The organism is Nonomuraea sp. B12E4 (genome assembly GCF_039871825.1).
GTDB lineage: Bacteria > Actinomycetota > Actinomycetes > Streptosporangiales > Streptosporangiaceae > Nonomuraea.
The window spans coordinates 155,992-178,159 of record NZ_JBDPME010000012.1 but is presented as its reverse complement, the minus strand read 5'-3'; the positions used below and the strand labels follow the sequence as shown (position 1 = coordinate 178,159).

The following is a 22,168-nucleotide window of genomic DNA, read 5'->3' as shown; positions in this document are numbered from 1 at the left end:
CTCGGCGTGATGATGATGGGCTATCGGTAGATCGCACCTACGTATTACAAGACCGGACAGCTTTCGTGAAGATGTTCAGTTATCAGAGGCGTTGATATTTCTGGCCAGATCTCTATAACGGGCTGGTCGGATGTGTTGATCGGCACTTCACGCGGCAATGCCCTGCCGCCTTGGGAGGAAAAGCGCCGCCATTCCGGCCGTCCGGAAACGTTTACCCGCGCTGCTGTGGTGAACGCGCGCTCTGTCCGGATCGGCATGCGGTGATGAGTCCGGGCGGCCGCTGCCGGAGGGCCACCGGAAGACCCGGTTCGAGGCCGTATACACCGAAACCTACGAGCGCATACTCGGCTACGCGGTACGCCGCTGCGACTCGCCCCACGACGCGGCGGACGTGGTCGCCGAGACGTTCGCCATCGCGTGGCAGCGCGTCGACACGCTGCCGACCGGCGAGGAGGCCAGGCTCTGGCTCTACGGCGTGGCCAGGAACGTGCTGGCCAACCACCGCCGCGGCCAGACCCGGCACCGCCTCAGAAGCATGGAGCTGGACACCGACATCGCCGACCTCTACGGCTTCTCGCCCGAGGGCAGCGTCGAGCTGGGGGCCATCGCGCGGGAGTTCCGCCTGCTTCCCGAGGACGACCAGGAGCTGATCGCGCTGGTCGCCTGGGAGGGCCTGGACCACGGTCAGATCGCCAAGGTCCTCGGCTGCTCGCGCAACGCCGTACGCATCCGGCTGCATCGAGCCCGCAAGCGCTTCTCCAAGGCAATCGCCGGAGCGGGCATCTCCGTCAACCGTCTCGTCATGGAGTCACTATGAACGACCTCGAGCACCTCGCCCGTGTCAGCGACAAGGACCTGGCCGGGACGGTGTCCGGCGCGGGGGCGCGGGCACTCCTGGCCGCGATCACCGACGAACCGGCAACCGCGCCCACCCACGCCTCACGCGGACTGCCTCCGAGGGCCGCCCGCCGGCGTACGGGCCGCCTGCTCGTGACCGCCGGCGCCACCGCGGCGACGGCCGCCGCCGCGGTCGTCGGCCCCGCCCTGCTCCGCGAGGACCACGCCACCTCCTACGCCAGCTCGGCCATCGACATCCAACCGCGCGGCGACTACTACGTCGCCACCATCAAGAACCCGCTCGCCGACTACGCCGAATACACGAAAGGTTTCAAGGCGGTGGGTCTGAACGTGCGCCTGCAGCCCGTGCCCGCCTCTCCGTCGCAGGTGGGCAAGGTCACCGGCATGCAGGGGGTGGGCGGCCCCACGGACCGTCCCGTCCCGGCCTCCATCGGCAGCGGCACCGAACCGCGAGGCTGCGCAATGGGCCGGCCCGGTTGCTCGATGACCATCACGGTCGGCCGCCAGGTAACCGGCGACGCACTGGTCATGCTGGGCCGCCAGGCCCTGCCGGGGGAGAAGTACCAGAACTTCGGCTCGGCCACGGCCAAGGGCGAAATGCTCGAAGGCTACGTCCCCGAGGGGAAGACGGTCGGCGAGGTCCTCACCGAAGCACGCCGACGCCACGTCCGCGCGGTCTTCCAGGAGATCACCCCCGCCCCCGACCACAACGGTTACCGCTTCGAACCCGACAAGCGAACGGTCAAGGTCGGCGACGACTGGATCGTCTGGCGCGCGGAGTCGGAGCAGCCCGGCGTCCTCCGCCTCCTGGTGACCAGGCACCGCCTCCCGAAGAACCCCACAGAGCCCATCACCAACTGACACACCCGGCCGGACCGCCTGCGCAACCTCGGCTGAACCGCCTGCGTGACCTCGGCCGGCCAGGCGGTCTCGCCGCGGCGGCCTCGGTCGGAGCTGTTGAGTGAGGGGCGGGCGGCCCTTACCCCGCCGGGCGGGTGAAGCAGGGGTGGCGCGCCTTGGACTCCTCGGGGTTCAGGAACGGGCACGCCGCCAGCCAGGCCGCCGCGCCCGCCGCGTCGCCCGCCGTCATGACGTTCTCGCCCGTCAGCAGCCGCGTCACGGCCGCCCGCACCGGCCCTGGACTGGTCAGCACGCTGCCGGCGAGCACCACCGGACCGGCGACGTGCACCCGCCGGAGCGAGGCCACCAGGTGATCGGCCGCCTCCCCTACGATCTCGAGGGCCATCGGGTCCCCTGCCGCCGCCGCCCGGCTGACCAGCGACGACAGCCGGGCCAGCCGCATGTGGTCGGCCTGCGCCAGCCGCACGATGCGATCGGCGGCGGCCCGCGGTGTGGCGGGCCGCTCCGCGCCGAGGAAGTGCTCCCCGACGAGCTGGACCAGCTCTTCGCCGGGCGCCTCCGGGAGCAGAGCCTCGATCGGGAGGCCCCGGTCCAGAGCGGCCACCACGGCCTTGGCGGCCTCGCGGCCGATCCAGAAGCCCGAGCCCGCGTCGCCGAGCAGCCAGCCCAGCCCGTCGGCGAGCCCGTCCAGCTCGTAGCCCACGATCCGGGCCGCGACGGCGCCCGTACCGGACAGCAGCAGCGAGCCGTCCGGCTCGGGGGAGCCGGCCGCGTAGGCGATCGGCACGTCGCCCACATAGCGCGGCTCGCGGGGGATCCCGAGCTGGGCCCAGACCCTCGCCAGCTCGGGCACCATCTCCTCCGCGTGCCCCGCCACCCCGGCCAGCGAGGCGACCACCCGCGCCCCGTCCAGCGGCCCGAGCGCCTCGCGCAGCGCGACCGCGACCGCGGCCACCGCCTTGGCCAGCCCGTGCGCGGTCGGATTGCCCGCCCCCGTCTTCGCGTAGCCGACGCGCGCGCCGTCGAGCGTGTGCACCGCCACCCGTGTGGAGGTGGCCCCGGCGTCGACGCCGACCACCAGCGATTCCGTCACGAAACGAGTCTGGGGCTTGACGGGACTCTGAAGCAAGAATAATTTTCGCGGGAAGACCGGGTATTCGGAAGGAATATTCGTGACTTCAGGAGCTCTTGGGCGTGTAGAAACGGAACTACCCGGTTTGCCGGAGGCGTTGCGCAGGGTCGGCGAGGTCATTCTCGGAGATCCGGCCGAAGCCGCGCGGTCGACCATCATCGCGCTGGCCGAGCGGGCGGGCAGCTCGCCCGCCACCGTGACCAGGTTCTGCCGGGCGTTCGGCTTCTCCGGTTACGCGGAGCTGCGCGTCGCGCTCGCCACCGAGACCGGCCGGGCCGCACAGGCCGGGTGGGGCGCGGGCGTGGGTCACGAGATCGGCCCCGACGACCCGCTGGACGCGGCCATCGAGGTGATGGCCGCGGCCGACACCCGGCTCATCCAGGACACCGCCGCGCAACTCGACCTCGACGTGGTCGCCAGGGTCGCCGACGCGATCGTGGCGGCCCCGCGTGTGCTCCTCGTCGGCGTCTCCACCAGCGGTAACGTGGCGACCATGCTGGAGGGCCGGCTGCGCAGGATCGGCATCCCCGGCTGGAGCGCGGGCGACGCGCACGTGGCCCTGTCGGAGGCGGCGCTGCTCAAGACGGGTGACGTGGCCATCGGCATCAGCCATCGCGGCCGCACCCGCGAGGTCATGGAGGCGCTGGCGGAGGCGGGCAGCCACGGGGCCCTGACCGTCGCGGTCACCTCCTTCGCCCGCTCCCCGCTGGCCGAGCTGGCCGGGCTGGTGCTGACCACCGCCAGCAGGGAGACCACGTTCCGGCTCGGCGGGCTGGCCGCCGTGCACTCGCAGCTCTTCGTGCTGGACGCCGTCTATGTGGCGGTCGCGCAACTCACTTACGAGCGCACCAACGAGGCGTTCGAACGCACGATCAGCGCCGTAAAGAGCCACCGCGTGGAGAGAGGTTGAATGAGCTACGCATCAAGGGTCCTCGACCTGGCCCATCAGGTCGCGGAGAGCCAGGCGGAGCCGGTACGCGCGGCGGCCGCGCTGCTGGTGGCCTCGATCAGGGCGGACGGCGTGGTCAACGCGTTCGGCTCGGGCCATTCCGAGGCCATCGCGATGGAGATCGCCGGCCGGGCCGGGGGCCTGGTCCCCAGCAACCGCCTCACCCCCAGGGACCTGGTGCTGTACGGCGGGCAGCCGCCCAGCGTGCTGACTCCTGAGCTGGAGCGGGACCCGGCGGTCGCCCACCGGATCTTCGAGCTGGCCCCGGTCGCCCCGCAGGACGTGTTCGTGCTGATCTCCAGCTCGGGTGTCAACGGCGTGGTCGTCGAGCTGGCCAGGATCGTCAAGGAGCGCGGTCACCCGCTGATCGCCCTGACCTCGGTCAAGCACAGCACCCGGATGACCTCCCGTCACCCGTCCGGCGGCAAGCTGCTCGACCTGGCGGACGTGGTGCTCGACAACGGCGCGCCCTACGGGGATGCCATCCTCGCCCTGCCCGGCGGCGGCACGTACGGCGCGGTCTCCACGATCACCTCCGCGCTGCTCGCGCAGATGGTGGTCACCGAGGCGGTGCAGGAGCTGGTGGCCCTGGGCGAGAGGCCCCCCATCTACCTGTCGGCCAACGTGACCGGCGGCGACGACCACAACAAGGCCCTGGAGAGCCGCTACGCAGGACGCATCAGACGCGGTTCGTAGGAAGAACTAGTCAGGAGTCACTCATCATGCCTCACACCCCCCATATCAGCAGGCGCGAACTCCTTCGCGGCGCCGCGCTCGTGCCCGTGGCAGGGGCGCTGGCCGCGTGCGCCACGCCTGCGGCCCCGCCCGCGGCCTCGTCCTCGTCGGCGCCGGTCGCGACCAGCGCGGCCAACCCGCTCGGCGTGGCCGCCGACAAGCCGCTGGAGGTCTGGATCTTCGACGGCGGCTTCGGTCAGGAATACGCCACGAAGATCCACCAGCCGCTGTTCCAGAGCAAATACCCGAAGGCCGCGATCAAGCACAACTCGACCAAGGAGATCACCAAGGTCCTCCAGCCGCGCTTCGCCGGAGGCAACCCGCCCGAGGTGATCGACAACTCCGGGGCCAACTTCATGGACTTCGGCGCGCTGGCCCAGGACGGCCAGATGCAGGATCTGACCGCGCTGCTCGACGCGCCCTCGTGGGACGACCCGAACACCAAGGTCAGGGACACCATCGACCAGTCGGTCATCGACATCGGCACCTACGACGGCAAGTTCTCCGTGCTCGGCTATGTCAACTACATCCACGGCATCTGGTATTCGCAGAAGGTGTTCCGGGACAACAACTGGCAGATCCCGAAGACCTGGGACGAATTCCTCGCCCTCTGCGAGACGATCAAAAAATCCGGCAAGATGGCACCTTTCACCTATGCCGGAAAATTCCCGCAATATCTGTATGAACCGCTGCTGACCATGGCTGCCAAGATCGGCGGCAACGAGGTGCTCGTCAACATCGACAACCTCGAAGACGGCGCCTGGACCGCCGAGCCCATGAAGACCGCGGCCACCGCCTGGGCCGAGGTCGGCGCCAAATACCTCATGCAGGGCACCACCGGCCTCGACCACATCCAGACCCAGACCGCCCAGAACAAGTACAAGGTGGCCATGCTGCCCTCCGGCTCCTGGCTGGAGAACGAGCAGAAGTCCACCACCCCGGCCGACTTCGAGTACGCCATGTTCCCGATCCCCGACGTCACCGGCTCGGACAAGATGGCGTACGGCACCCTGCACACCCAGCCGGGCGAGAACTTCATCGTCTCCTCCAAGAGCGCCAACCCGCAGGGCGGCATGGAATACCTGCGGGCCATGCTGTCGAAGAAGGCGGCCGGCGACTTCAGCGAACTCGTCCGTACGCTGACCGTGGTCAAGGGCGCGAGCGAGGGCCGGCAGAACTCGCCGGGCGTCGAGAGCGCCTCCAACGCGATCACCGCCGCGGGCGCGAACGTCGTCTACTACCGCTGGAACAACTGGTACGGCCCGCTCAAGGACGAGGGCGTCGCCGCCACCGGCGAGCTGATGGCCGGCCGCCTGAGCCCCGACAAGTTCCTCGAACGCATGCAGAAGAAGGCCGACGAGATCAAGAACGACTCCTCGATCAAGAAGTATCAGCGTTGATGATCTTCAACAGGTATCGCCGCGGGCTGTTCATCATCTCCTTCCTGGCAGCCCCGGTGATCCTCTACCTAGTCTACGTGATCTCGCCGTACCTTCAGGCGTTCTACATCGCGATGACGGACTGGCGCGGCGTGACGGCCACGCCCACCTTCATCGGCCTGGACAACTTCGCCCGCCTGTTCGGCGACGAGACGTTCTGGAAGGCCGTCACGCACAACGGCGCGCTGCTGGTGCTGCTGCCGCTGATCACGATCGTCGTCGCCCTGTTCTTCGCCTTCCTCCTCAACGTGGGCGGCGCGCAGGGCGTGACGGGGATCCGCGGGTCGAAGTTCTACCGCGTGGTGTTCTTCTTCCCGCAGGTCCTGGCCGTCGCGGTGGTGGCGGTGCTGTTCCAGCAGGTGTTCCGGCCGGACGGCAGCGGCATGCTGAACGGCCCGCTGATGGCGCTCGGGATCTCGCCGGTCGGCTTCCTGTCCAACCCCGACGTGGCGTTCTGGTCGGTGCTGGGCGTCATGGTGTGGCAGGCGGTCGGCTTCTACGTGGTGCTGTTCTCGGCGGGGCTGGCCTCCATCCCGCGGGACATGTTCGAGGCGGCGCAGATCGACGGGGCCGGCCGGATCAGCCTGTTCTTCCGGATCACGCTGCCGCTGCTCTGGGACACCGTACAGGTGGCCTGGGTCTATCTGGGCATCCTGGCGCTCGACGTGTTCGCGATCGTGTGGGTGATGACCGACCAGCACGGCGGGCCCGACTGGTCGACCACGGTGATGGCGGCCGAGATCTACCGCAACGCCTTCCAGTACTCCCGCTTCGGCTACGCCTCCGCGCTGGGCGTGGTCATGTTCTTCTTCACCGTCGGCTTCGCGATCCTGTCCCTGCGCCTGTCACGGCGTGAACGAATCGAGTACTGATGACCACCATGATCTCGTGGACCGCGGCCAACTCGCGGAAGGTCGCCCGCGAGGAACGCAGGCGGCGGCTCGGCCCGCTCGGGGTGCTCACGCACGTCGCGCTGCTGATCTGGACGCTGCTGGTCATGGTGCCGATCCTGTGGACGTTCCTGGCCTCGGTGAAGAGCGAGGACGAGATCTTCGGCGACGCCTGGTCGCTGCCCGCCACGCTGCGCTGGGACAACTTCGCCCGGGCCTGGGAGCAGGCGCACATCGGCCAGTACATGCTCAACAGCGTCATCGTCGTGGGGTTCAGCACGTTCGGCACCATGCTGGTCGGGTCGATGGCGGCGTACGTGCTGGCGCGTTACCCGTTCCGCGGCAACCGGGCGGTCTACCTGCTGTTCGTGTCGGGGCTGGCGTTCCCGGTCTACCTGGCCCTGACACCGCTGTTCTTCGTGGTGCAGAACATGGGCAACCTTCCGGTCATCGGGCCCTTCATCGGGCTGAACACGCATGCCGGGCTGGTGCTGGTCTATATCGCGTACTCGATGCCGTTCACCGTGTTCTTCCTGTCGGCCTTCTTCCGTACGCTGCCGACGGCCGTGGGGGAGGCGGCCATGGTGGACGGGGCCTCGCACACGCGGGTGTTCTTCCAGATCATGTTGCCGATGGCCCGGCCGGGGATCATCAGCATCACGATCTTCAACATCCTGGGCCAGTGGAACCAGTACCAGCTCCCGCTGGTGCTGCTGCAGGAGCGGGACAAGTGGGTGCTCACTCAGGGCATCTCCGATATTTCCACCGCCGCCGGATATGACCAGGACTGGTCGGCCCTCTTCGCCGCCCTGACCCTGGCCATCCTGCCGATGCTGATCGTCTACACGCTCTTCCAGCGCCAGATCCAGTCCGGCCTCACGTCCGGCGCCCTGAAGTAGGAGGCCGCGCGCCCCGGCACGTCACGCGGGGAGCTCCGCGCGCAGCCGGCGCGTCGCCGTGACGACGTTGGCCAGCGACGCCTCCACCTGCTCGTACGTCCGCGTCTTCAGCCCGCAGTCCGGGTTGACCCAGACTCGCTCGACCGGCAGCGCCCGAAGCGTCCGGCGCAGCAGCTCCTCGACCTCCTCGGATCCCGGCACCCGGGGCGAGTGGATGTCGTACACTCCCGGCCCGAGCCCCCGCCCGAACGTCTCCACCGCCCGCAGAATCCGTGCCCCCGACCGGGCGGACTCGATGGTGGTGACGTCGGCGTCGAGGCCGTCGATGGCCGCCAGGATCTGGTCGGCGTCCGAATAACACAGGTGGGTGTGGATCTGCGTCCGGTCACCGGCCGCCGAGGTGGCCCGCCGGTAGGCCGCCACCGCCCACTCCAGGTAGTCGGCCTGCGCGCTCCGCCGCAGCGGCAGCAGCTCGCGCAGGGCCGGCTCGTCCACCTGGATGATCGAGATCCCGGCGGCCTGAAGGTCCCGCACCTCGTCCCTGACGGCGTCCGCCACCTGGAACACGACCTCCCGCAGTGGCAGGTCGTCCCGTACGAACGACCAGGCCACGATGGTCACGGGCCCGGTGAGCATGCCCTTGACCGGCTTGCCTGTGAGCGACTGCGCATAGGTGGCCCACCGCACCGTGATCGGCTCCGGCCGGGCCACGTCGCCGTGCAGGATCGGCGGCCGGGTGCAGCGCGACCCGTACGACTGGACCCACCCGTGCTGGGTGACCGCGAAGCCGTCGAGGTGCTCGGCGAAGTACTGCACCATGTCGTTGCGCTCGGGCTCCCCGTGCACCAGGACGTCGAGCCCGAGCCGCTCCTGCACCCGGATGACCCGCTCGATCTCAGCCTCGACCCGCCGCTCGTAGTCCTCCGGCGACAGCGTGCCCGCGCTCACGGCGGCCCGGGCCGCGCGCAGCTCACCGGTCTGCGGGAAAGACCCGATCGTGGTGATCGGCAGCGGCGGCAGCCGCAGGTGCCCGGCCTGGGCCGCGGCGCGCACCGCGTACGGGCTGCGCCCCTCCGCCGGGACGGGCGCCGGCAGAGCCACGGAGGGCGCGGCCGGTGGCGAGCCGTGGAAGGCGGCCTGGGAGAGCGCCACCACCTCGGCCACCTTCTGCTCCGCGAACGCCAGCCGGGCCCTCAGCGCCGGATCGAGCGCCTGCTCGGCCGCCACGTCATAGGGCACGTGCAGCAACGAGCACGACGTGGAGACCACCACGTGGGAGGCCCGGACGGCGCCGAGCGCGGCCAGCGCCCGCTCCGGCGGGGTCCGCCACACGTCGCGCCCCGACACCACGCCCGCGACCACGGTCTTCCCGGTCAGGTCGGCACCGGGCACGCCGCCCCGCACCAGGTCCATCCCGATGGCCTCCACCGGCGTGCCGGCCAGCACCGGCAGCGCCTCGCCCAGGTCCCCGAAGTAGGAGGCCACGAACAGCCCCGGCCGCGAGCCGGCCGCCCCCAGCCGCTCGTAGGCGGTCGCGACGGCGGCCAGCTCCTCCGCGGTCCGGTCGCTCACCAGCGCGGGCTCGTCGAGCTGCACCCACTCGACCCCCTCGGCGGCCAGCGCCGCCAGCAGTTCCTCGTAGCAGACCAGCACGTCCGCCAGCCGGTCCAGGGCCCCCGCCAGCAGCAGGAACGTCACCGGCCCCAGCACCACGGGCCGCGTCTCGAACCCCAGCGCCCGCGCCTCCCGCACCTCGCCGAGCGGCTTGGCCGCGTCCAGCTTGAACACCGTCTCCGGCTCGATCTCCGGCACGATGTAGTGGTAGTTGGTGTCGAACCACTTCGTCATCCGCAGCGGCGCCAGCCCCTCGGTGCCCCTGGCCATGGCGAAGTAGGGGTCGTCCGCCGCGCGATAACGTGCGGGCACCGCGCCGACCAGCGCCGCCGTGTCCAGCACCTGGTCATAGAGCGAAAAGGTGTTCGACGGCAACCCCGCCAGTCCCAGCTCGGCCAGCCTGCGCCAGGTCCGCGCCCTGATCTCGGCGCCCACCCGGTCCAGCTCGGCCCGGCTCGACCGCCCCTCCCAGTACGACTCCAGCGCCCGCTTCAGCTCCCGCCGTGGCCCGATCCGCGGGTATCCGAGCACGGTGGACGCGGGAAATGGGGACATGTTCTCGACTCCTTTGGTAAGTCGGTCGGATCGCAGGCATCCTGCCGAGTACGGCGAGGATCGTGCACCATGTATTGGTGTTGCTTATGCTCCGCGAGATCCACTGTTTCACCAGGGTCGCGGCGCGGCTCAGCTTCTCCGCGGCCGCCGCCGACCTCGGCATGTCCCAGCCCGCCATGAGCCAGGCCATCACGCGGCTGGAACGCGCCGCCGGGATCCGGCTGTTCCAGCGCACCGCCCGCGAGGTGCGGCTCACGGCAGAGGGCAAGGCGCTCCTGCCGTACGCGGAACAGGCGATCGAGGCGGCCGGGGCGTTCACCGCGGAGGCCGCCCGGCTGGCCAGGCCGACCATTCACCTTGCTTATCCACCACTCGTCGGCACGCTGGCGGCGCGGATCGTCAGGCGGCTCGCGGGCCGTAACCCGGCCGTCGGCGTGGAGCTGCGGGTGGCGGGCCGCGCGGAGGCGGCCAGGGCGCTGGCGGACGGCGAGGTCTCGGCCGCGATCCTGGCCATTCCCGCGCCCACGGCGTACGTCACGAGGTTCGTCACCGGGGCCAGGTTTCACGTCACGGTCGACCACCTGGCCGTCCCGGCCGGGCACCGGTTGCAGGCCCGGCCCCGGGTCACCCCGGCCGACCTGGGCGGCCAGGTGCTGCTCACGCCGGGCACCAGGCCCTGGCCCGGCCTGCCGGGGCGTTCGCGCATGGTGGCCGACGACGACTTCGCCGCCGCCCTCGACCTGGTCGCCGCGGGCGCCGGCCTGCTACCCATCCCGCAGCTCCTGACCAGGACGATCAGGCGGGACGACGTGCGCTTCGTGCCCCTGGAGGCGGGCGACCTGCGCATCACCTACGGGCTGGCCTGGTCGAAGGAGCACGTGACACCGGAGCTGATGGCCCTGGTCCAGGCCGTCCAGGACGCCCTGTGGACCAGGTGACGGCCTGCGGTGGCTAGGCGGCGGGCAGGTTCTTCAGCGCCTCGCGGCGGCTCAGCCCCGAGATGCCCTTCGCCCTGACATAGCGCAGCACCTCGGCCGGGTTGGTCTTGGCGTATTCGCGTAACGCCCAGCCGATGGCCTTGCGCGCGAAGAAGTCGTTGTCCGACAGGCTCGGCTCGATGCACGCGTACAGCAGGGCGGTGTCGGTGCGCCGCTTGAACCGGTTTTGGCACAGGATGGAGGTGCGCCGCTTCCACAGGTCGGAGTCGTGCGCCCACTCCAGCATGAGCGGCCGCATGGAGTCGGGATAGGTGGCCAGCAGCCCGCCGACGCGGTGTGTGGCCAGCTCGTCCACCAGGTCCCACCAGGCGCCCGTGACGACCATCTCCTCGTACATCGGCACCGTGTAGAGGGTCTGGTATTCCCGGTAGAGGTGATAGCCGGACAGCTCGATGGCGGCATAGCGCTCCTCGCGGAACTCGGCCTCCCGCCACAACGTGAGCACGGCCCGCCGCCAGTCCGGCGCGCTCTCCAGCCGGTGCTCGGCGAACACCCGCCGCAGCGCCGCCCGCCGGGGCACGGCCTGCGCCCCCAGGAAGGGCATGGGGGACTTCATGTACGCCCGCATCGCCTCGGCCTTGTCGGGCTGGGCCACCTCCTGCAGGGCCAGCCGCACAGCCTTGCCCAGGCTCATCCCTTTTGGGTGGTGCGCTCGCCGGTGGCGATCCCGTCGAAGAGCACTGTGATGTAGTGCTCGGCCAGCGCGCTGGTGTTGAGCCTGCCACCGGGCCGGAACCAGCGCACCGCCACCCAGATGGTGTCGCGGATCAGCCGGTAGGTCAGCTTCGGGTCCACGTCCGACCGGAACAGCCCCGCGGCCTGACCCTTCTTGATCTGCGACACCCAGATCTGCTCGACTTCGTCCTCGGCCTTGACGAGGTAGTTGAACCGCTCGAACTGGCGCAGGTAATTCCAGTCGTTCTGCATGACCGTGATCGCGGCGCGGTGCGGCTCCAGGGTGCCGAAGCCGATGCGGACCATCTCCGAGAGCACGGCCCGGGCGTCGGAGCTGGTGTCGAGCGCGGCGCGGTAGCGGGCGATAAGATCGTCGAGGAAGGTGGACAGCACCTCGTCGACGATCGTCTCCTTGGAGTCGAAGTGGTGGTAGAGGCTCCCGGAGAGGATGCCCGCCTCCAGGGCGATCTCGCGTACTGTCGTGGCCTGGAAGCCCTTGCGCGCGAAGAGCTCCGCGGCGAGCTTGACGAGGTGGTCGCGGCGCTCGGAGGCCGACCCTGACACGCTGGCGCGCTGGCGCTTGGCCGGGGTGGTCGTGGTGCCGGAGTTCTTACGGGTGGTCACGTCACCATTATGAGCCCTCAGACAATCGCTTGTTCACCTAACCGCCCCAGCTCATACGGCGTTCCGAGCTAGACCAAGCGCTTGTTACGAAACCGGACCGAGGGGGCGCGCGTCGTCGGCCGTGCCGGCCGTGAAGCTGCCGCGCGTGGCGGAGCGCGCGGCCGCCGGGCACGGCCTGCCGGCCATGTGCGAGGGCGGCGGACAGGCGAACGTCGCCGTCATCGGGCGGCTCGCCGCGAGACCATGAGATGTGGCCGGAAACGGGTTGACGTCAGAAAATGCCTCTAGCAAATAGGAAACTTTCCTATTAGATTTCCTTCCATGCCCCTGAGCGGTGACCTTCTTCGCCTCGCCGACGCCGTCCTCTTCCCCGGTTTCGCGGGCCACGCGCCCCCCGACTGGCTCCGCCGCAGGCTCGGCGCGGGGCTCGCCGGGGCGGTGCTGTTCTCACGCAACATCGCGGGCCCCGACCAGGTGGCCCGGCTGACCGCCGCCCTGCGCGCGGAGAACCCCGCCGTCCTCGTCGGGATCGACGAGGAGTCGGGCGAGGTCACCAGGCTGGAGGCGACCACCGGCAGCAGCCGCCCCGGCGGGTACGCGCTGGGCGTCGTGGACGACGTGGACCTGACCGAGGCCGTGGCCCAGGACCTCGGCGGCGACCTGGCGAAGGTGGGCATCACGCTCGACTTCGCCCCCTCGGCCGACGTCAACTCCAACCCCGACAACCCGGTCATCGGTCTGCGGGCCTTCGGCACGGATCCGGCGCTGGTCGCCCGGCACACCAGGGCGTTCGTACGCGGCCTGCAGTCGGCCGGGGTGGCCGCCTGCGCCAAGCACTTCCCCGGGCACGGGGACACCTCGGTCGACTCCCATCACGGCGTGCCCGTGGTGGCCGGGGACGGGATCGAGGGCGCGCTGTTCCCTTTCCAGGAGGCGATCAAGGAGGGCGTCAGGGCCGTCATGACCGGCCACCTCCTCGTGCCCCCGTACGACGCCGAACTTCCCGCCACCCTCAGTCCCAAGATCCTCACCGGGCTGCTGCGCGAGGAGCTCGGGTTCCAGGGGGTGATCATCACTGACGGCATCGAGATGGCCGCGGTGTCGGGGGCGTACGGGATCGGGGGCGCCTCCGCCCGCGCCATCGCCGCGGGAGCCGACGCGATCTGCGTCGGCGGCGAGCGGGCCGACGAGGCGACCGCCGTCGAGATCCGCGACGCCATCGCCGCGGCGGTGACCACGGGACTGCTGCCCGAGGAGCGACTGGCCGAGGCCGCTCGCAGGGTCCGCGAGCTGGCCGCCTGGGCCGCCTCCTCGGGCAGCCGGGCGCCGCAGGACGGCTACCTCGGCCTCGTGGCCGCCCGCCGGGCGCTGCGGATCACCCGCCGGTCGACGGCCCCGGTGCTGCCGCTGACCGCCGCCGCCCACGTGGTGGAGCTGTCTCCGGAGATGAACCTGGCCATCGACAGGAAGACCCCCTGGGGCGTCGGCGAGCCGCTCGCCCGGCTCCTGCCCGGCACCGAGGTGACCCGGCTCGCGGCGGGGGAGGCCACGGGCGCCGTCCTGGAGGACCTGATCGCGCGGGCCGCCCGCCACCCGCTGGTCGCGGTGGTCCGGGACGTCCACCGCCACGAGTGGCAGGCCGAGGCGCTGCGCCACCTGCTGAGCGCCCGTCCGGACGCGGTGGTGGTGGAGATGGGCCTGCCCGCCCGCGCGGACCTGGGCGCCGTGCACATCGCCACGCACGGCGCGGCCCGGGTCTGCGGCCAGGCGGCGGCCGAGGCCCTCACGGGCGTGTCGTGACCGCCATAAGCTGCCCCCCGTGGAATTCGACGGCGAGGATCTCTCGCGCAAAGCCCTGGCCGACCGGCTCTCCGCGGAGGAGACGCACGTCTTCCGCGACTGCGACCTCACGGAGACGGACCTGTGGGGCGCCCCGCTGGCGGGCGCCCGCTTCGAGTCCTGCGTGCTGGACCAGACCGACTTCCGCAAGGCCGACCTGGACGGGGCGGCGTTCGTGGGCGGTGGCGGGATGCGCGTCCGCTTCAACGACGCCGACCTGATCGACGCGACGTTCACGGATGTGGACCTGTCGTCGGCCCAGTTCGGCGGGGCGTTGCTGACGGACACGACGTTCACCGGCTGCCGCATGATCGGAGCCGCCCTGACGGCCTCCCGCGGCACCGGCTTCAAGGTCGCCCGCTCCAACCTGACCCTGGCCAACCTCGGCGGCTGCTCGCTGCGCGGGGAGCTCATCGAGGGCGTCCGCTTCGACGACGCCGACCTGTCGGGCTGCGACTTCACGGAGGCCACGCTGTCCGAGTGCCGCCTGATCGGGACCCGGCTGCTCAACACCACGTTCACGAAGGCCGACCTGCGGGGCGCGGACCTCGGCCAGCCCGACGACGCCAAGCTGCGGGCCTTCGCCGGCGCCCTCATCAACCAGGCCCAGGCCAACGCCATCCTCGCCGCCCGCGGCATCACGGTCCTCTGACGGCGGCACCCGTCAGCGCAGGGCGGATCGGGCCGTCGGGCGCAGGCGCAGGCGTTCCGGGGCGGCGGTGAGGCGGGAGCCGAGCATCGGCAGCTCCACCTCCCGCTCGTCCTCGACCGCGTCGAACCGGGCGAACCACACGAACACGTTCACCCCCGTCCGTACCGGCAACCGGGGAAAGTTGTTCTCCGCGTGCTCGGTCTCCAGGCAGGCGATCGCCGGCACCCCGGCCTCGGCCAGCACGGGAGCGACCTCCCGCGCGAAGAAGGCGGAGAAGCCGGCCTCGACGTGATAGATCGTGGCCACGTACAGGGCCGGGGGCAGCTCCCGAGCGCCGACCGGCGGGCGCTCCCAGGCGGGGAACTCCGCGGGACCCGCGGGCCGGAGGAGGAGCACGTCGTCCGAGTCGATCAACGTGGCGTTGGCGGCGTCCCCGTGGGCCCGCCACACGGGGCCGTCGTAGAAGGCGGTCAGCGCCGCCTGCCTGGCGGGCATGTCGGGAAAGGCCCGCAGCCAGGGGAACGTGTCGGGCGCGTCCGGATCGCGGAACGTGCCGGTGATCCGCATCCCGGCCGCCTCCTGCCCCTCGACGAACTCCCGCTCGAAGAGCTCGATCAGCGTGTCCCGCCGCCCGGGGTGCAGCGTGTACTGCCGCAGTTCAAAGATCATGCGGCGGACCTTATGCGCCGGACACTGACACCTCCTGTCAGCGTATGGGTCGAATAATGTTCTGATCACGTAGAGCTATCAATCGGCCACGCATGGTTATAGGCTCACCTTGGCCTTGATCCCTTGGGGTCAAGGAAGGTCAAAGGGGGCCGTTGTGTGCCTTGGGGCCCGTGGTGCGCACCCCCCGGAGGGCTTCCCTCACCATGCGAAGGGAGCAGATGTGATCACAAAGGTATGTGCCGTCGCGGCCGTGGTGGCAGCGGTCGTCGGCGGCGTGCTACTGGCAGTCCCCGCTCACGCCGACGACGACTGGGCCGGCCCCTGGAGCGGCCACAACTGGTCCCGCAACTGGAGCGGCAACGACGACTCGTCCCAGTCCGGCAACAACTTCGGAGACGTCTTCGCCGGCAACCACGGCGAGGGCGACTCGACCAACGTCAACAACGTCAACGGTGTCGCCACCACCGCCACCCACGGTGGCATCGCGGTGACGTACATCTTCTACTGACCGGCTGACGTCCGAGACGGACACACTCGAAAGGACACGACATGATGAAGAAGCTCTGCGTGACCGGCCTCATTGCCGCCGCGGCGGGCGTGACCCTGCTGTCGACCCCTGCGCTCGCGGACACCAACGCCGGAAACTCCAGCGCCAACAGCAATTCGTCGCAGTCGGGCAACAACTTCGGCAACGTCGTCAGCACCAACGTCAACGGCTATGGCGCGACCGGTGTCAACAACGTCAACGGCAACGCCGTGACCGGCACCAACGGCAGCGACGTGGTCGTCGACGACGTCGTCGACTAGCCCGCTGGGTCGCGCCGCGGACCGCCAGAACGCGGTCGCGCTCCCCAGGTCGCGCGAGCCGGCCCCGCCCTGGCATTAGGGGCCGGTCCGCGCCGCGGCGGGGGCGGCCGATCAGGAGGTGATCCCACCGTCCACGGGGATCACCGCGCCGGTCAGGTACGCCCCCGCCCGCGATGACAGGAAGATCGCGGCCCCGGCCATGTCATCGGGCCGCCCGATCCGCCCCAGCGGCACACTCGACGCGACGGACTGCCTGGTCGCGGGGTCGTCCAGGGCGAAGGCCATCATCTTCGAGTCGAACGGCCCGGGCGCGATGGCGTTGACCGTGACGTGTTCCGGCGCCAGATGCCTGGCCAGATGCCGGGTGAGCATGTGCACGGCCGACTTCGTCGAGGAGTAGGCATAGGTCGGCAACGCGGGCACCCGGATGCCGTCGACCGACCCCACGTTGATCACGCGCGCCGGATCGTCCGCCGTGGCCGCCTCCCTCAGTTGCGGCAGGAACTTCTGGGTCAGGTAGAAGACACCCTTGACGTTGATGTTCCAGAGCTTGTCGAATGCGCTCTCGGGATAGTCCTCCAGGGGCGCGCCCCAGGTCGCCCCCGCGTTGTTCACCAGCACGTGCAGCGGCCCGTCCACCGCCGCGACCAGCCGCTCCACCCCCTCGGGCGTGGACAGGTCGGCGGGAACGCCGAAACATCCCAGCTCGGCGGCGGTCTTCTCGACCTCGGCCGTCTTGCGGGCGGAGATGTGGACCGTCGCGCCCGCGGCGACGAACCCGGCGGCGATCATGCGCCCGATTCCCCGAGAACCCCCGGTGACGACGACGGTCTTGCCTTCCACAGAGAACAGAGTCATGTTCGGGCAGCATGCCATACCGAGCGGTCGGTAGCCAGCCGGGCCTCAGACGCCGGGGAGCCGGCCGTTGCGGAACAGGTCGACGAAGCGCTGGTGGTCCTCGCGGGCCTGCAACCCGTACCGATGGGCGAAGTCCACCAGCATCGCGATGAATCCGGACCGGTCATCGCCGATCACCCGCATGATCGCGTCCTCCGTCGAGAAGTCGACGAGGTCGTGGCTGGACTCGTCGTCGGCCACGGAGTGCATGCGCGCCACCGCCCGCCCGAGGTCCTGCACGATCGAGCGCAGCTCGTCCGGCTCGTTCACGTCGTCCCAGTCCAGGTCGGCCGAGTACGGCGACACCTCGGCCACGAGATGCCCGACCTCGTTGAGCGTCGTGTAGCCGAGCCACGGATCGGCGTAAGCCTGCAGCGCACGCTGCGACTCGGCCGTGCGGTGCCCCTGGTGCAGGAAGTAGGAGGCCACCTTCTCGTCGGTGACGTGCCGCGCCACCGCCGGCACCGCCGCCTGCTTCATATAGAGGATGACGTCGTTCTCCAGCGCCTGGGTGTGCCCTTCGAGCAGCAGGTTGTACGACGGCAGCCCCGCCGACCCGATCCCCACGCCCTTGCGCAACGCCACGTCCTTGATCACGTGCTGAACCGGGTTGCCCTGCGCGGGCAGCGTGGTCAGATACTCCTCGAACGCGCTCAGCACGGCGTTCCTGGTCGCCGCGTCCACCGCCTCGCGCCCCTCCATGAGCGCGAACCGCCGGTCGTAGTCGCTGATCACGGTCTCGACGTCCAGCATCGCCACCCGCGTGTTGAGCCGCGCCGTCTGCAGCACCCGGTGCAGCACGCCGCCGGTGGTGCCCAGCGTGAGCGAGCCGATCGCGTCGTCCCCGCCGCCGGAGATCCCGGCCAGCTCGACCAGGTACGCCCCGGCGAAGTCGGTCACGAGCACGCTGATCGAGTCGTCGGACAGCGCCTTGGCGTACCCGATCAGCGCCACGCTGGCCGCGAACCGCTTGAGGTCCCAGACATAGGGGCCCACGTACGCCTCGTCGAAGTCGTTGACGTTGAAGACGAGCTCGCCGGAGGCGTTCATGTAGGTGCCGAAGTTCTCCGCGTGCAGGTCGCCGTGGATCCACACCCTGCTGGTGGGTTCGTCGAGGTAGGACTCGTCGGCGAACGTCCCCGTCATGTCCGCGTAGAACAGGCAGGCGCTGCCCCGGTAGAAGGCGAAGGGGGAGGCCGCCATCTTCCGGAACTTGCGCCTGAACGCGGCGGGGTCCCGCTTGATCGACTCGCCGAATTCCGTCATGAGGACGTCGAGGAGAAAGGAGGAGCGTGTGCCCATAGCCCACGACAGTAGATCGCGTCTCATCGCTCGCCTACCCCGGGGTCCATTGACCGGGAAGCGACCGGGAGCCAGAGGTGCTGTGGGGCGACGGGACGACCTCCCCCGGTCATGTACGAGGAGTAGTCGCCGGCCTGGAAGACGATCACGTTGCCACCTCCCACGGTCCCGCCGAGCGCCCGAACGCCTCCTTGGCCGCCGGCTTCGGGCTGACCCGGCTTCAGGCGGGCTCGACGAAGCCGCCGTAGCCGCCGCGGAAGAACACCAGCGGGCCGCCCTCCGCGTGGGTGTCGAGCTGGAGCACCCGGGCCACCACGATCACGTGGTCGCCCGCCGGGTGCTCGGCCTCGACCGCGCAGTCGATCCAGGCCAGCGCGCCTTCGAGCACCGGGTTGCCGCCGGGGGAGCCGGTCCACTCCAGGCCCGCGAACTTGTCTCCGCCCTTGGCCGCCATCTGCAGGCAGACGGCCTGCTGGTGCTCGGCCAGCACGTTGACCGTCACGACCTTGGAGCCGCGCGCCTTCGGCCAGCTCGTGCTGGTGTGCGCCACGCAGAACGCCACCAGCGGCGGGCTGAACGAGACCGAGGTGAACGAGTTGGCCGCCAGGCCGCAGGGCAGGCCGGTCATCGGGTCGACCGCCGTGATCGCCACCACGCCCGTCGCGAACCTGCCCAGCACCTGCCGGAAACGGCGGCTGTCCAGGTGGCCGTTCGGGCTGTGCTGGGATGGCCCCTTCGGCATGGCGGCTCCGTTGCGGATCCTGCGGGGCGTCGGAAGGCCGCGACAGCCGTCCGGCGCGATGAGCCGGGCAGCGCGTGTGCTCATGGTCCGCCTCCTCGTCCACCGTCTGCGCCATATTACCAAGCGCTTGCTTGGACGGTAGAGGCGAGCGGAAAACGTGTCAAGTTGAAATCCGTACGACCCGTCGCGTCATCACGCGCAGGAGTGCGGCCTGCGCGGCGCGCGGCCACCGGGGGCGCGTCCCGTAGTGCGGATACTCATCCGCTCGGCCGCAAGTTCTCGCGCTATATGATCTTGGTCCTGAAAATGGATTCGTACCCTGAAACCCCATCAGTCCCACCATCCCGAAGCTGCCCCCAGGTTGGGCTCCGAGGGTCGATGATTGGCGTAGGCGTCGATGTGGACGACTCGGATTTGGCGGCGGTCGTGAGTGGTTCGGACTTGGTGTCAGGCGTGGCCACGAGGTCACGGGTCACGATCATGCCTGCCCGCCGGTCATCAGGGTCGCGTGGCCCGTACCTTCTCGTCGCGGGCGGCCCCGCGCCGGCGGGAAGGGTCCGGGCGGCGCGGGCGCCCCCTCGTACAAAAGAAAAGCCCCCCGGTGTGGGGGGTGGAGCGGCGGTTCCCAAGGAGGAAGGCGCGTCCTGGCGGGCGTGGGGGACCCGCCAGGACGCGCTTCCTGCCCCGTGAGCGGCGGCGCCAGGACTCCGGCGAGGGATGGAGTCCTAGGCCGCTGGTTCGCGCACGGAGTCGGTGGGAGAGTGCGAAGGCTCAAGGTGCCGGTAACGTGCGGCGATGCGTCGAGCTGCACCAACCGGGTCATCATTGGGGTGCGTGACGGGGGCGCCACCCTCCTTGTTCCAGACAAAGGATCCGTCGTTGCACCACACGGTCAGCTCAGTCAACGCCGATAGCGCAGGTTCGCCGTGGCTCTGGTAGGTGTGGGTGAACCCCTCGCGTGGCAACGCGTAACGCAGTAAACGCGTTGCTCCGTGGGGGTCATGCCAGAGCGGGTGCGGCGTACCCGTGCGGACCGGCAACACTGGCCTTCACCCCCTCACCGGCCTTTAGATGGATTTGTACCAACGAATGGATGATGGGCCGGTCAAGGGGGTTTGGTCAAGGGGTTGTGGCCTGCTAGAACCAGATCGTCTAAATTGTTGGAACAAAAGGGGTGAAAGTGGCAAGGTCGGTGCTGTATCAGCAGGTGGCTTCGGAGTTGCGACGAGCCATCTACTCGGGTGTCCTCGGCCCGGGGGCACAGCTACCGACCGAGGCACAGCTCATGGAAGACCATGGGGTGAGCAGGAACACCGTAAGGCTGGCCCTCGGTGAGCTCGTCAACGAAGGGCTCGTAACGCGCACTCCGCGGCGCGGGACCGTGGTCAGAGACCGTAGGCCGCTGCTGATCTATCCGCAGCGTGAGCTGGAGCCCCAACCCACAGGGGAGCTGCGGGAGGCCTTCGCCTATGCCGTGGCGCAGGAAGGCCGCGCGCCAAGCCAGTACATCGAGGTGCTGACGGTGTCTCCCGTCGAGGAGATCGCCAGCAGGCTGGAATTGGCGGATGGGGAATTGGCGGTGGTGAGACGTCGTCTACGTTTCGTGGACGGCCAGCCGTACAACACCAACGATTCCTATTTCCCCCGTGATCTGGTTGCCGACTCCGAGATCGCCAGGCCCGGAGACATCGCGCGAGGGGCGAACCGGGTGCTGGAAGAGCTGGGTCATGCGCAGGTACGCGTCGTCGACGACATCTGGGCCCGCATGCCCAACCAGGAGGAGGCCGAGCGTCTCCAACTAGAGCTCGGCACGCCGGTCATGGTCTATGTCCGAGTTGGTTTCGACGGGGCCGATTTGCCGGTTCGTGTCGCGGTGTCGGTGCTGCCCGCCGACAAACATTTGATCAGATACGAGCTCGATCGCCGCTGACGGGCTCGGTTGAAGGGGTGATCCCGCCGGCCGGGCGCAGCGAGAAATAGCCGCCTCGCTGGCCATGGGGAGTCGTGCATACTCCCCTAAATCGCCATTTATCCATATATATCGGGTCTATGGCCGAATTTCGCCCCTGCGCACCATAGCGCCATCACGCTATGTGCAAGCGCGAACACCCAACGCAACGGGAGTTATACTATGCACACGAACACTCTGCTTCACCCGCTCGCCCTCCGTCAGGCGGAGCCCTCTGACCTTCCCGGCGTCCTCAGGCTGCTCGCGGACACCGCCGAGTGGCTGTACTCGCAGGGCGTCCGCCAGTGGCCCCGCGGGGGTTTCGGTCCTGAGCGGATCGAGCCGCTCATCGAGGAGCGGGTGCTCTATCTGCTCGACGACGAGCTCAGATACCTCGACCCCGACGAGTCCGCTCCGCCGGTGGCCACCATCGCCCTCGACGACCACGCCGACCCGGAGTTCTGGACCCCGGGCGACGACCCCTCCTCCGCCCTCTACATCCACAAACTGGCCGTGGCCCGGCCCTGGTCGGGCAGCGGCCTGGGAGACGCCCTCCTGGACTGGGCCGGCGCCGCGGCCCACGCCGCCGGCCTGCCCTGGCTCCGCCTCGACTGTGCCAAGGGCAACCGGCGGCTCCAGGACTACTACCGCCACCGCGGCTTCAGGCACATCCGTACGGTGGACCTTCCCCATCGGGCGTCGGGCGCCCTCTTCCAGCGACCGTCGGAAGACGTGACCACCACGGCCTTCCGTGACCTCACGATCGCCGAACTGATCAGCGCCTAACCCTCCCAGCCCGGGCCCGCCCCACCCACCCTTCGGGCCCGCACCCCCCACCCCCGCAGGAGCCTCGGCCACCCAACCCACTCTTCCCACACCGCCCTGCCGTCGCGCTGCCCTGCGGTTGCGCTGCCCTGCGGTTGCGCTGCCCTGCGGTTGCGCTGCCCGCGGTCCCGCGCTGCGCTGGAATGTGCGGGGTTGTCGCCCGCGCTGCGGCTGAGACGCGGGTTGCCGCCCACTGTGCTGCGGCCCGTGCCGCGCTGAGTCACGGGGTTGCGGCCCGCGCTGCAACCGCCGCCCTGT

At 69.9% G+C, this 22,168-nt stretch carries 22 protein-coding genes; 14 read left to right on the top strand and 8 right to left on the bottom strand.

The window, feature by feature from the left end:
- Positions 1–241 precede the first annotated feature (241 nt).
- Positions 242–817, top strand: a complete 576-nt coding sequence (locus tag ABGB18_RS26645) for an RNA polymerase sigma factor (protein WP_347698395.1) — start codon at positions 242–244, stop codon at positions 815–817.
- Complete coding sequence (locus ABGB18_RS26640) at positions 814–1,719, top strand: hypothetical protein (RefSeq protein ID WP_347698323.1); 906 nt, start codon at positions 814–816, stop codon at positions 1,717–1,719. Before ABGB18_RS26645 ends, ABGB18_RS26640 begins: the two co-directional genes overlap by 4 nt.
- 118 nt (positions 1,720–1,837) lie before the next feature.
- Here ABGB18_RS26640 and ABGB18_RS26635 read toward each other — a convergent pair whose 3' ends face one another.
- Positions 1,838–2,812 carry a BadF/BadG/BcrA/BcrD ATPase family protein gene (locus ABGB18_RS26635; RefSeq protein ID WP_347698322.1) on the bottom strand — a complete coding sequence of 325 codons (975 nt, stop codon included), beginning with the start codon at positions 2,810–2,812 and terminating at the stop codon, positions 1,838–1,840.
- Positions 2,813–2,891: 79 nt separating this feature from the next.
- Between ABGB18_RS26635 and ABGB18_RS26630 the strand changes: the two genes are divergently transcribed.
- The 5 genes from ABGB18_RS26630 to ABGB18_RS26610 are packed head-to-tail and all read left to right on the top strand — an operon-like array spanning position 2,892 to position 7,763.
- Entirely contained in the window at positions 2,892–3,761 is an 870-nt protein-coding gene (locus tag ABGB18_RS26630) for a MurR/RpiR family transcriptional regulator (RefSeq protein WP_347698321.1), read from the top strand.
- Positions 3,762–4,496 carry an SIS domain-containing protein gene (locus ABGB18_RS26625; RefSeq protein ID WP_347698320.1) on the top strand — a complete coding sequence of 245 codons (735 nt, stop codon included), beginning with the start codon at positions 3,762–3,764 and terminating at the stop codon, positions 4,494–4,496. It abuts the gene before it with no gap.
- A 26-nt stretch (positions 4,497–4,522) separates the two neighbouring features.
- Positions 4,523–5,935 (top strand): N-acetylglucosamine/diacetylchitobiose ABC transporter substrate-binding protein, encoded by a 1,413-nt coding sequence (ngcE, locus tag ABGB18_RS26620; RefSeq protein ID WP_347698319.1) that lies wholly within the window; start codon positions 4,523–4,525, stop codon positions 5,933–5,935.
- A complete protein-coding gene (locus tag ABGB18_RS26615; protein ID WP_347698318.1) occupies positions 5,935–6,846 on the top strand; it encodes a sugar ABC transporter permease in 912 nt (303 codons plus the stop codon). Before ngcE ends, ABGB18_RS26615 begins: the two co-directional genes overlap by 1 nt.
- The gene (locus ABGB18_RS26610; protein ID WP_347698317.1) at positions 6,846–7,763 is read left to right on the top strand and encodes a carbohydrate ABC transporter permease; all 918 of its coding nucleotides are present in this window, start codon (positions 6,846–6,848) and stop codon (positions 7,761–7,763) included. Before ABGB18_RS26615 ends, ABGB18_RS26610 begins: the two co-directional genes overlap by 1 nt.
- A gap of 21 nt (positions 7,764–7,784) precedes the next feature.
- On the opposite strand, the gene metE is transcribed toward ABGB18_RS26610, so the two are convergent.
- Positions 7,785–9,932 (bottom strand): 5-methyltetrahydropteroyltriglutamate--homocysteine S-methyltransferase, encoded by a 2,148-nt coding sequence (gene metE / locus ABGB18_RS26605; RefSeq protein WP_347698316.1) that lies wholly within the window; start codon positions 9,930–9,932, stop codon positions 7,785–7,787.
- Between the two features lie 86 nt (positions 9,933–10,018).
- Here metE and ABGB18_RS26600 point away from each other — a divergent pair, with 86 nt between their 5' ends.
- The gene (locus tag ABGB18_RS26600) at positions 10,019–10,870 is read left to right on the top strand and encodes a LysR family transcriptional regulator (RefSeq protein ID WP_347698394.1); all 852 of its coding nucleotides are present in this window, start codon (positions 10,019–10,021) and stop codon (positions 10,868–10,870) included.
- Between the two features lie 13 nt (positions 10,871–10,883).
- On the opposite strand, the gene ABGB18_RS26595 is transcribed toward ABGB18_RS26600, so the two are convergent.
- Positions 10,884–11,564: a DNA alkylation repair protein gene (locus tag ABGB18_RS26595; protein ID WP_347698315.1), complete on the bottom strand. Its 681-nt coding sequence runs from the start codon at positions 11,562–11,564 to the stop codon at positions 10,884–10,886.
- Entirely contained in the window at positions 11,561–12,229 is a 669-nt protein-coding gene (locus tag ABGB18_RS26590) for a TetR/AcrR family transcriptional regulator (RefSeq protein WP_347698314.1), read from the bottom strand. The genes ABGB18_RS26595 and ABGB18_RS26590 overlap by 4 nt, the downstream gene beginning before the upstream one ends.
- Before the next feature lie 321 nt (positions 12,230–12,550).
- Here ABGB18_RS26590 and ABGB18_RS26585 point away from each other — a divergent pair, with 321 nt between their 5' ends.
- Both ABGB18_RS26585 and ABGB18_RS26580 read left to right on the top strand, forming a co-directional pair.
- Positions 12,551–14,029: a glycoside hydrolase family 3 N-terminal domain-containing protein gene (locus tag ABGB18_RS26585; RefSeq protein WP_347698313.1), complete on the top strand. Its 1,479-nt coding sequence runs from the start codon at positions 12,551–12,553 to the stop codon at positions 14,027–14,029.
- Positions 14,030–14,048: 19 nt separating this feature from the next.
- Complete coding sequence (locus ABGB18_RS26580; protein WP_347698312.1) at positions 14,049–14,720, top strand: pentapeptide repeat-containing protein; 672 nt, start codon at positions 14,049–14,051, stop codon at positions 14,718–14,720.
- Between the two features lie 12 nt (positions 14,721–14,732).
- On the opposite strand, the gene ABGB18_RS26575 is transcribed toward ABGB18_RS26580, so the two are convergent.
- Positions 14,733–15,389, bottom strand: coding sequence for an NIPSNAP family protein (locus tag ABGB18_RS26575; RefSeq protein WP_347698311.1), 657 nt, complete (start codon positions 15,387–15,389; stop codon positions 14,733–14,735).
- 220 nt (positions 15,390–15,609) lie between these two features.
- On the opposite strand from ABGB18_RS26575, the gene ABGB18_RS26570 reads away from it, so the two are divergent.
- Together ABGB18_RS26570 and ABGB18_RS26565 are read left to right on the top strand one after the other, a co-directional pair.
- The gene (locus ABGB18_RS26570) at positions 15,610–15,897 is read left to right on the top strand and encodes a hypothetical protein (protein ID WP_347698310.1); all 288 of its coding nucleotides are present in this window, start codon (positions 15,610–15,612) and stop codon (positions 15,895–15,897) included.
- A gap of 41 nt (positions 15,898–15,938) precedes the next feature.
- A complete protein-coding gene (locus tag ABGB18_RS26565) occupies positions 15,939–16,196 on the top strand; it encodes a hypothetical protein (protein ID WP_347698309.1) in 258 nt (85 codons plus the stop codon).
- Positions 16,197–16,307: 111 nt separating this feature from the next.
- Here the strand turns inward: ABGB18_RS26565 and ABGB18_RS26560 are convergent, their stop codons facing one another.
- The 3 genes from ABGB18_RS26560 to ABGB18_RS26550 all read right to left on the bottom strand — a co-directional run bounded on the left by ABGB18_RS26560 (position 16,308) and on the right by ABGB18_RS26550 (position 19,137).
- Positions 16,308–17,054 (bottom strand): SDR family oxidoreductase, encoded by a 747-nt coding sequence (locus tag ABGB18_RS26560; protein WP_347698308.1) that lies wholly within the window; start codon positions 17,052–17,054, stop codon positions 16,308–16,310.
- A gap of 45 nt (positions 17,055–17,099) precedes the next feature.
- Positions 17,100–18,395, bottom strand: a complete 1,296-nt coding sequence (locus tag ABGB18_RS26555; protein ID WP_347698307.1) for a DUF2252 domain-containing protein — start codon at positions 18,393–18,395, stop codon at positions 17,100–17,102.
- A 220-nt stretch (positions 18,396–18,615) separates the two neighbouring features.
- Positions 18,616–19,137: a flavin reductase family protein gene (locus ABGB18_RS26550; protein WP_347698393.1), complete on the bottom strand. Its 522-nt coding sequence runs from the start codon at positions 19,135–19,137 to the stop codon at positions 18,616–18,618.
- Between the two features lie 1,192 nt (positions 19,138–20,329).
- On the opposite strand from ABGB18_RS26550, the gene ABGB18_RS26545 reads away from it, so the two are divergent.
- Together ABGB18_RS26545 and ABGB18_RS26540 are read left to right on the top strand one after the other, a co-directional pair.
- Positions 20,330–21,067 (top strand): GntR family transcriptional regulator, encoded by a 738-nt coding sequence (locus ABGB18_RS26545; RefSeq protein ID WP_347698306.1) that lies wholly within the window; start codon positions 20,330–20,332, stop codon positions 21,065–21,067.
- Between the two features lie 201 nt (positions 21,068–21,268).
- On the top strand, positions 21,269–21,871 hold the full coding sequence (locus ABGB18_RS26540; protein ID WP_347698305.1) for a GNAT family N-acetyltransferase: 603 nt from the start codon (positions 21,269–21,271) through the stop codon (positions 21,869–21,871).
- Positions 21,872–22,168: the final 297 nt, after the last annotated feature.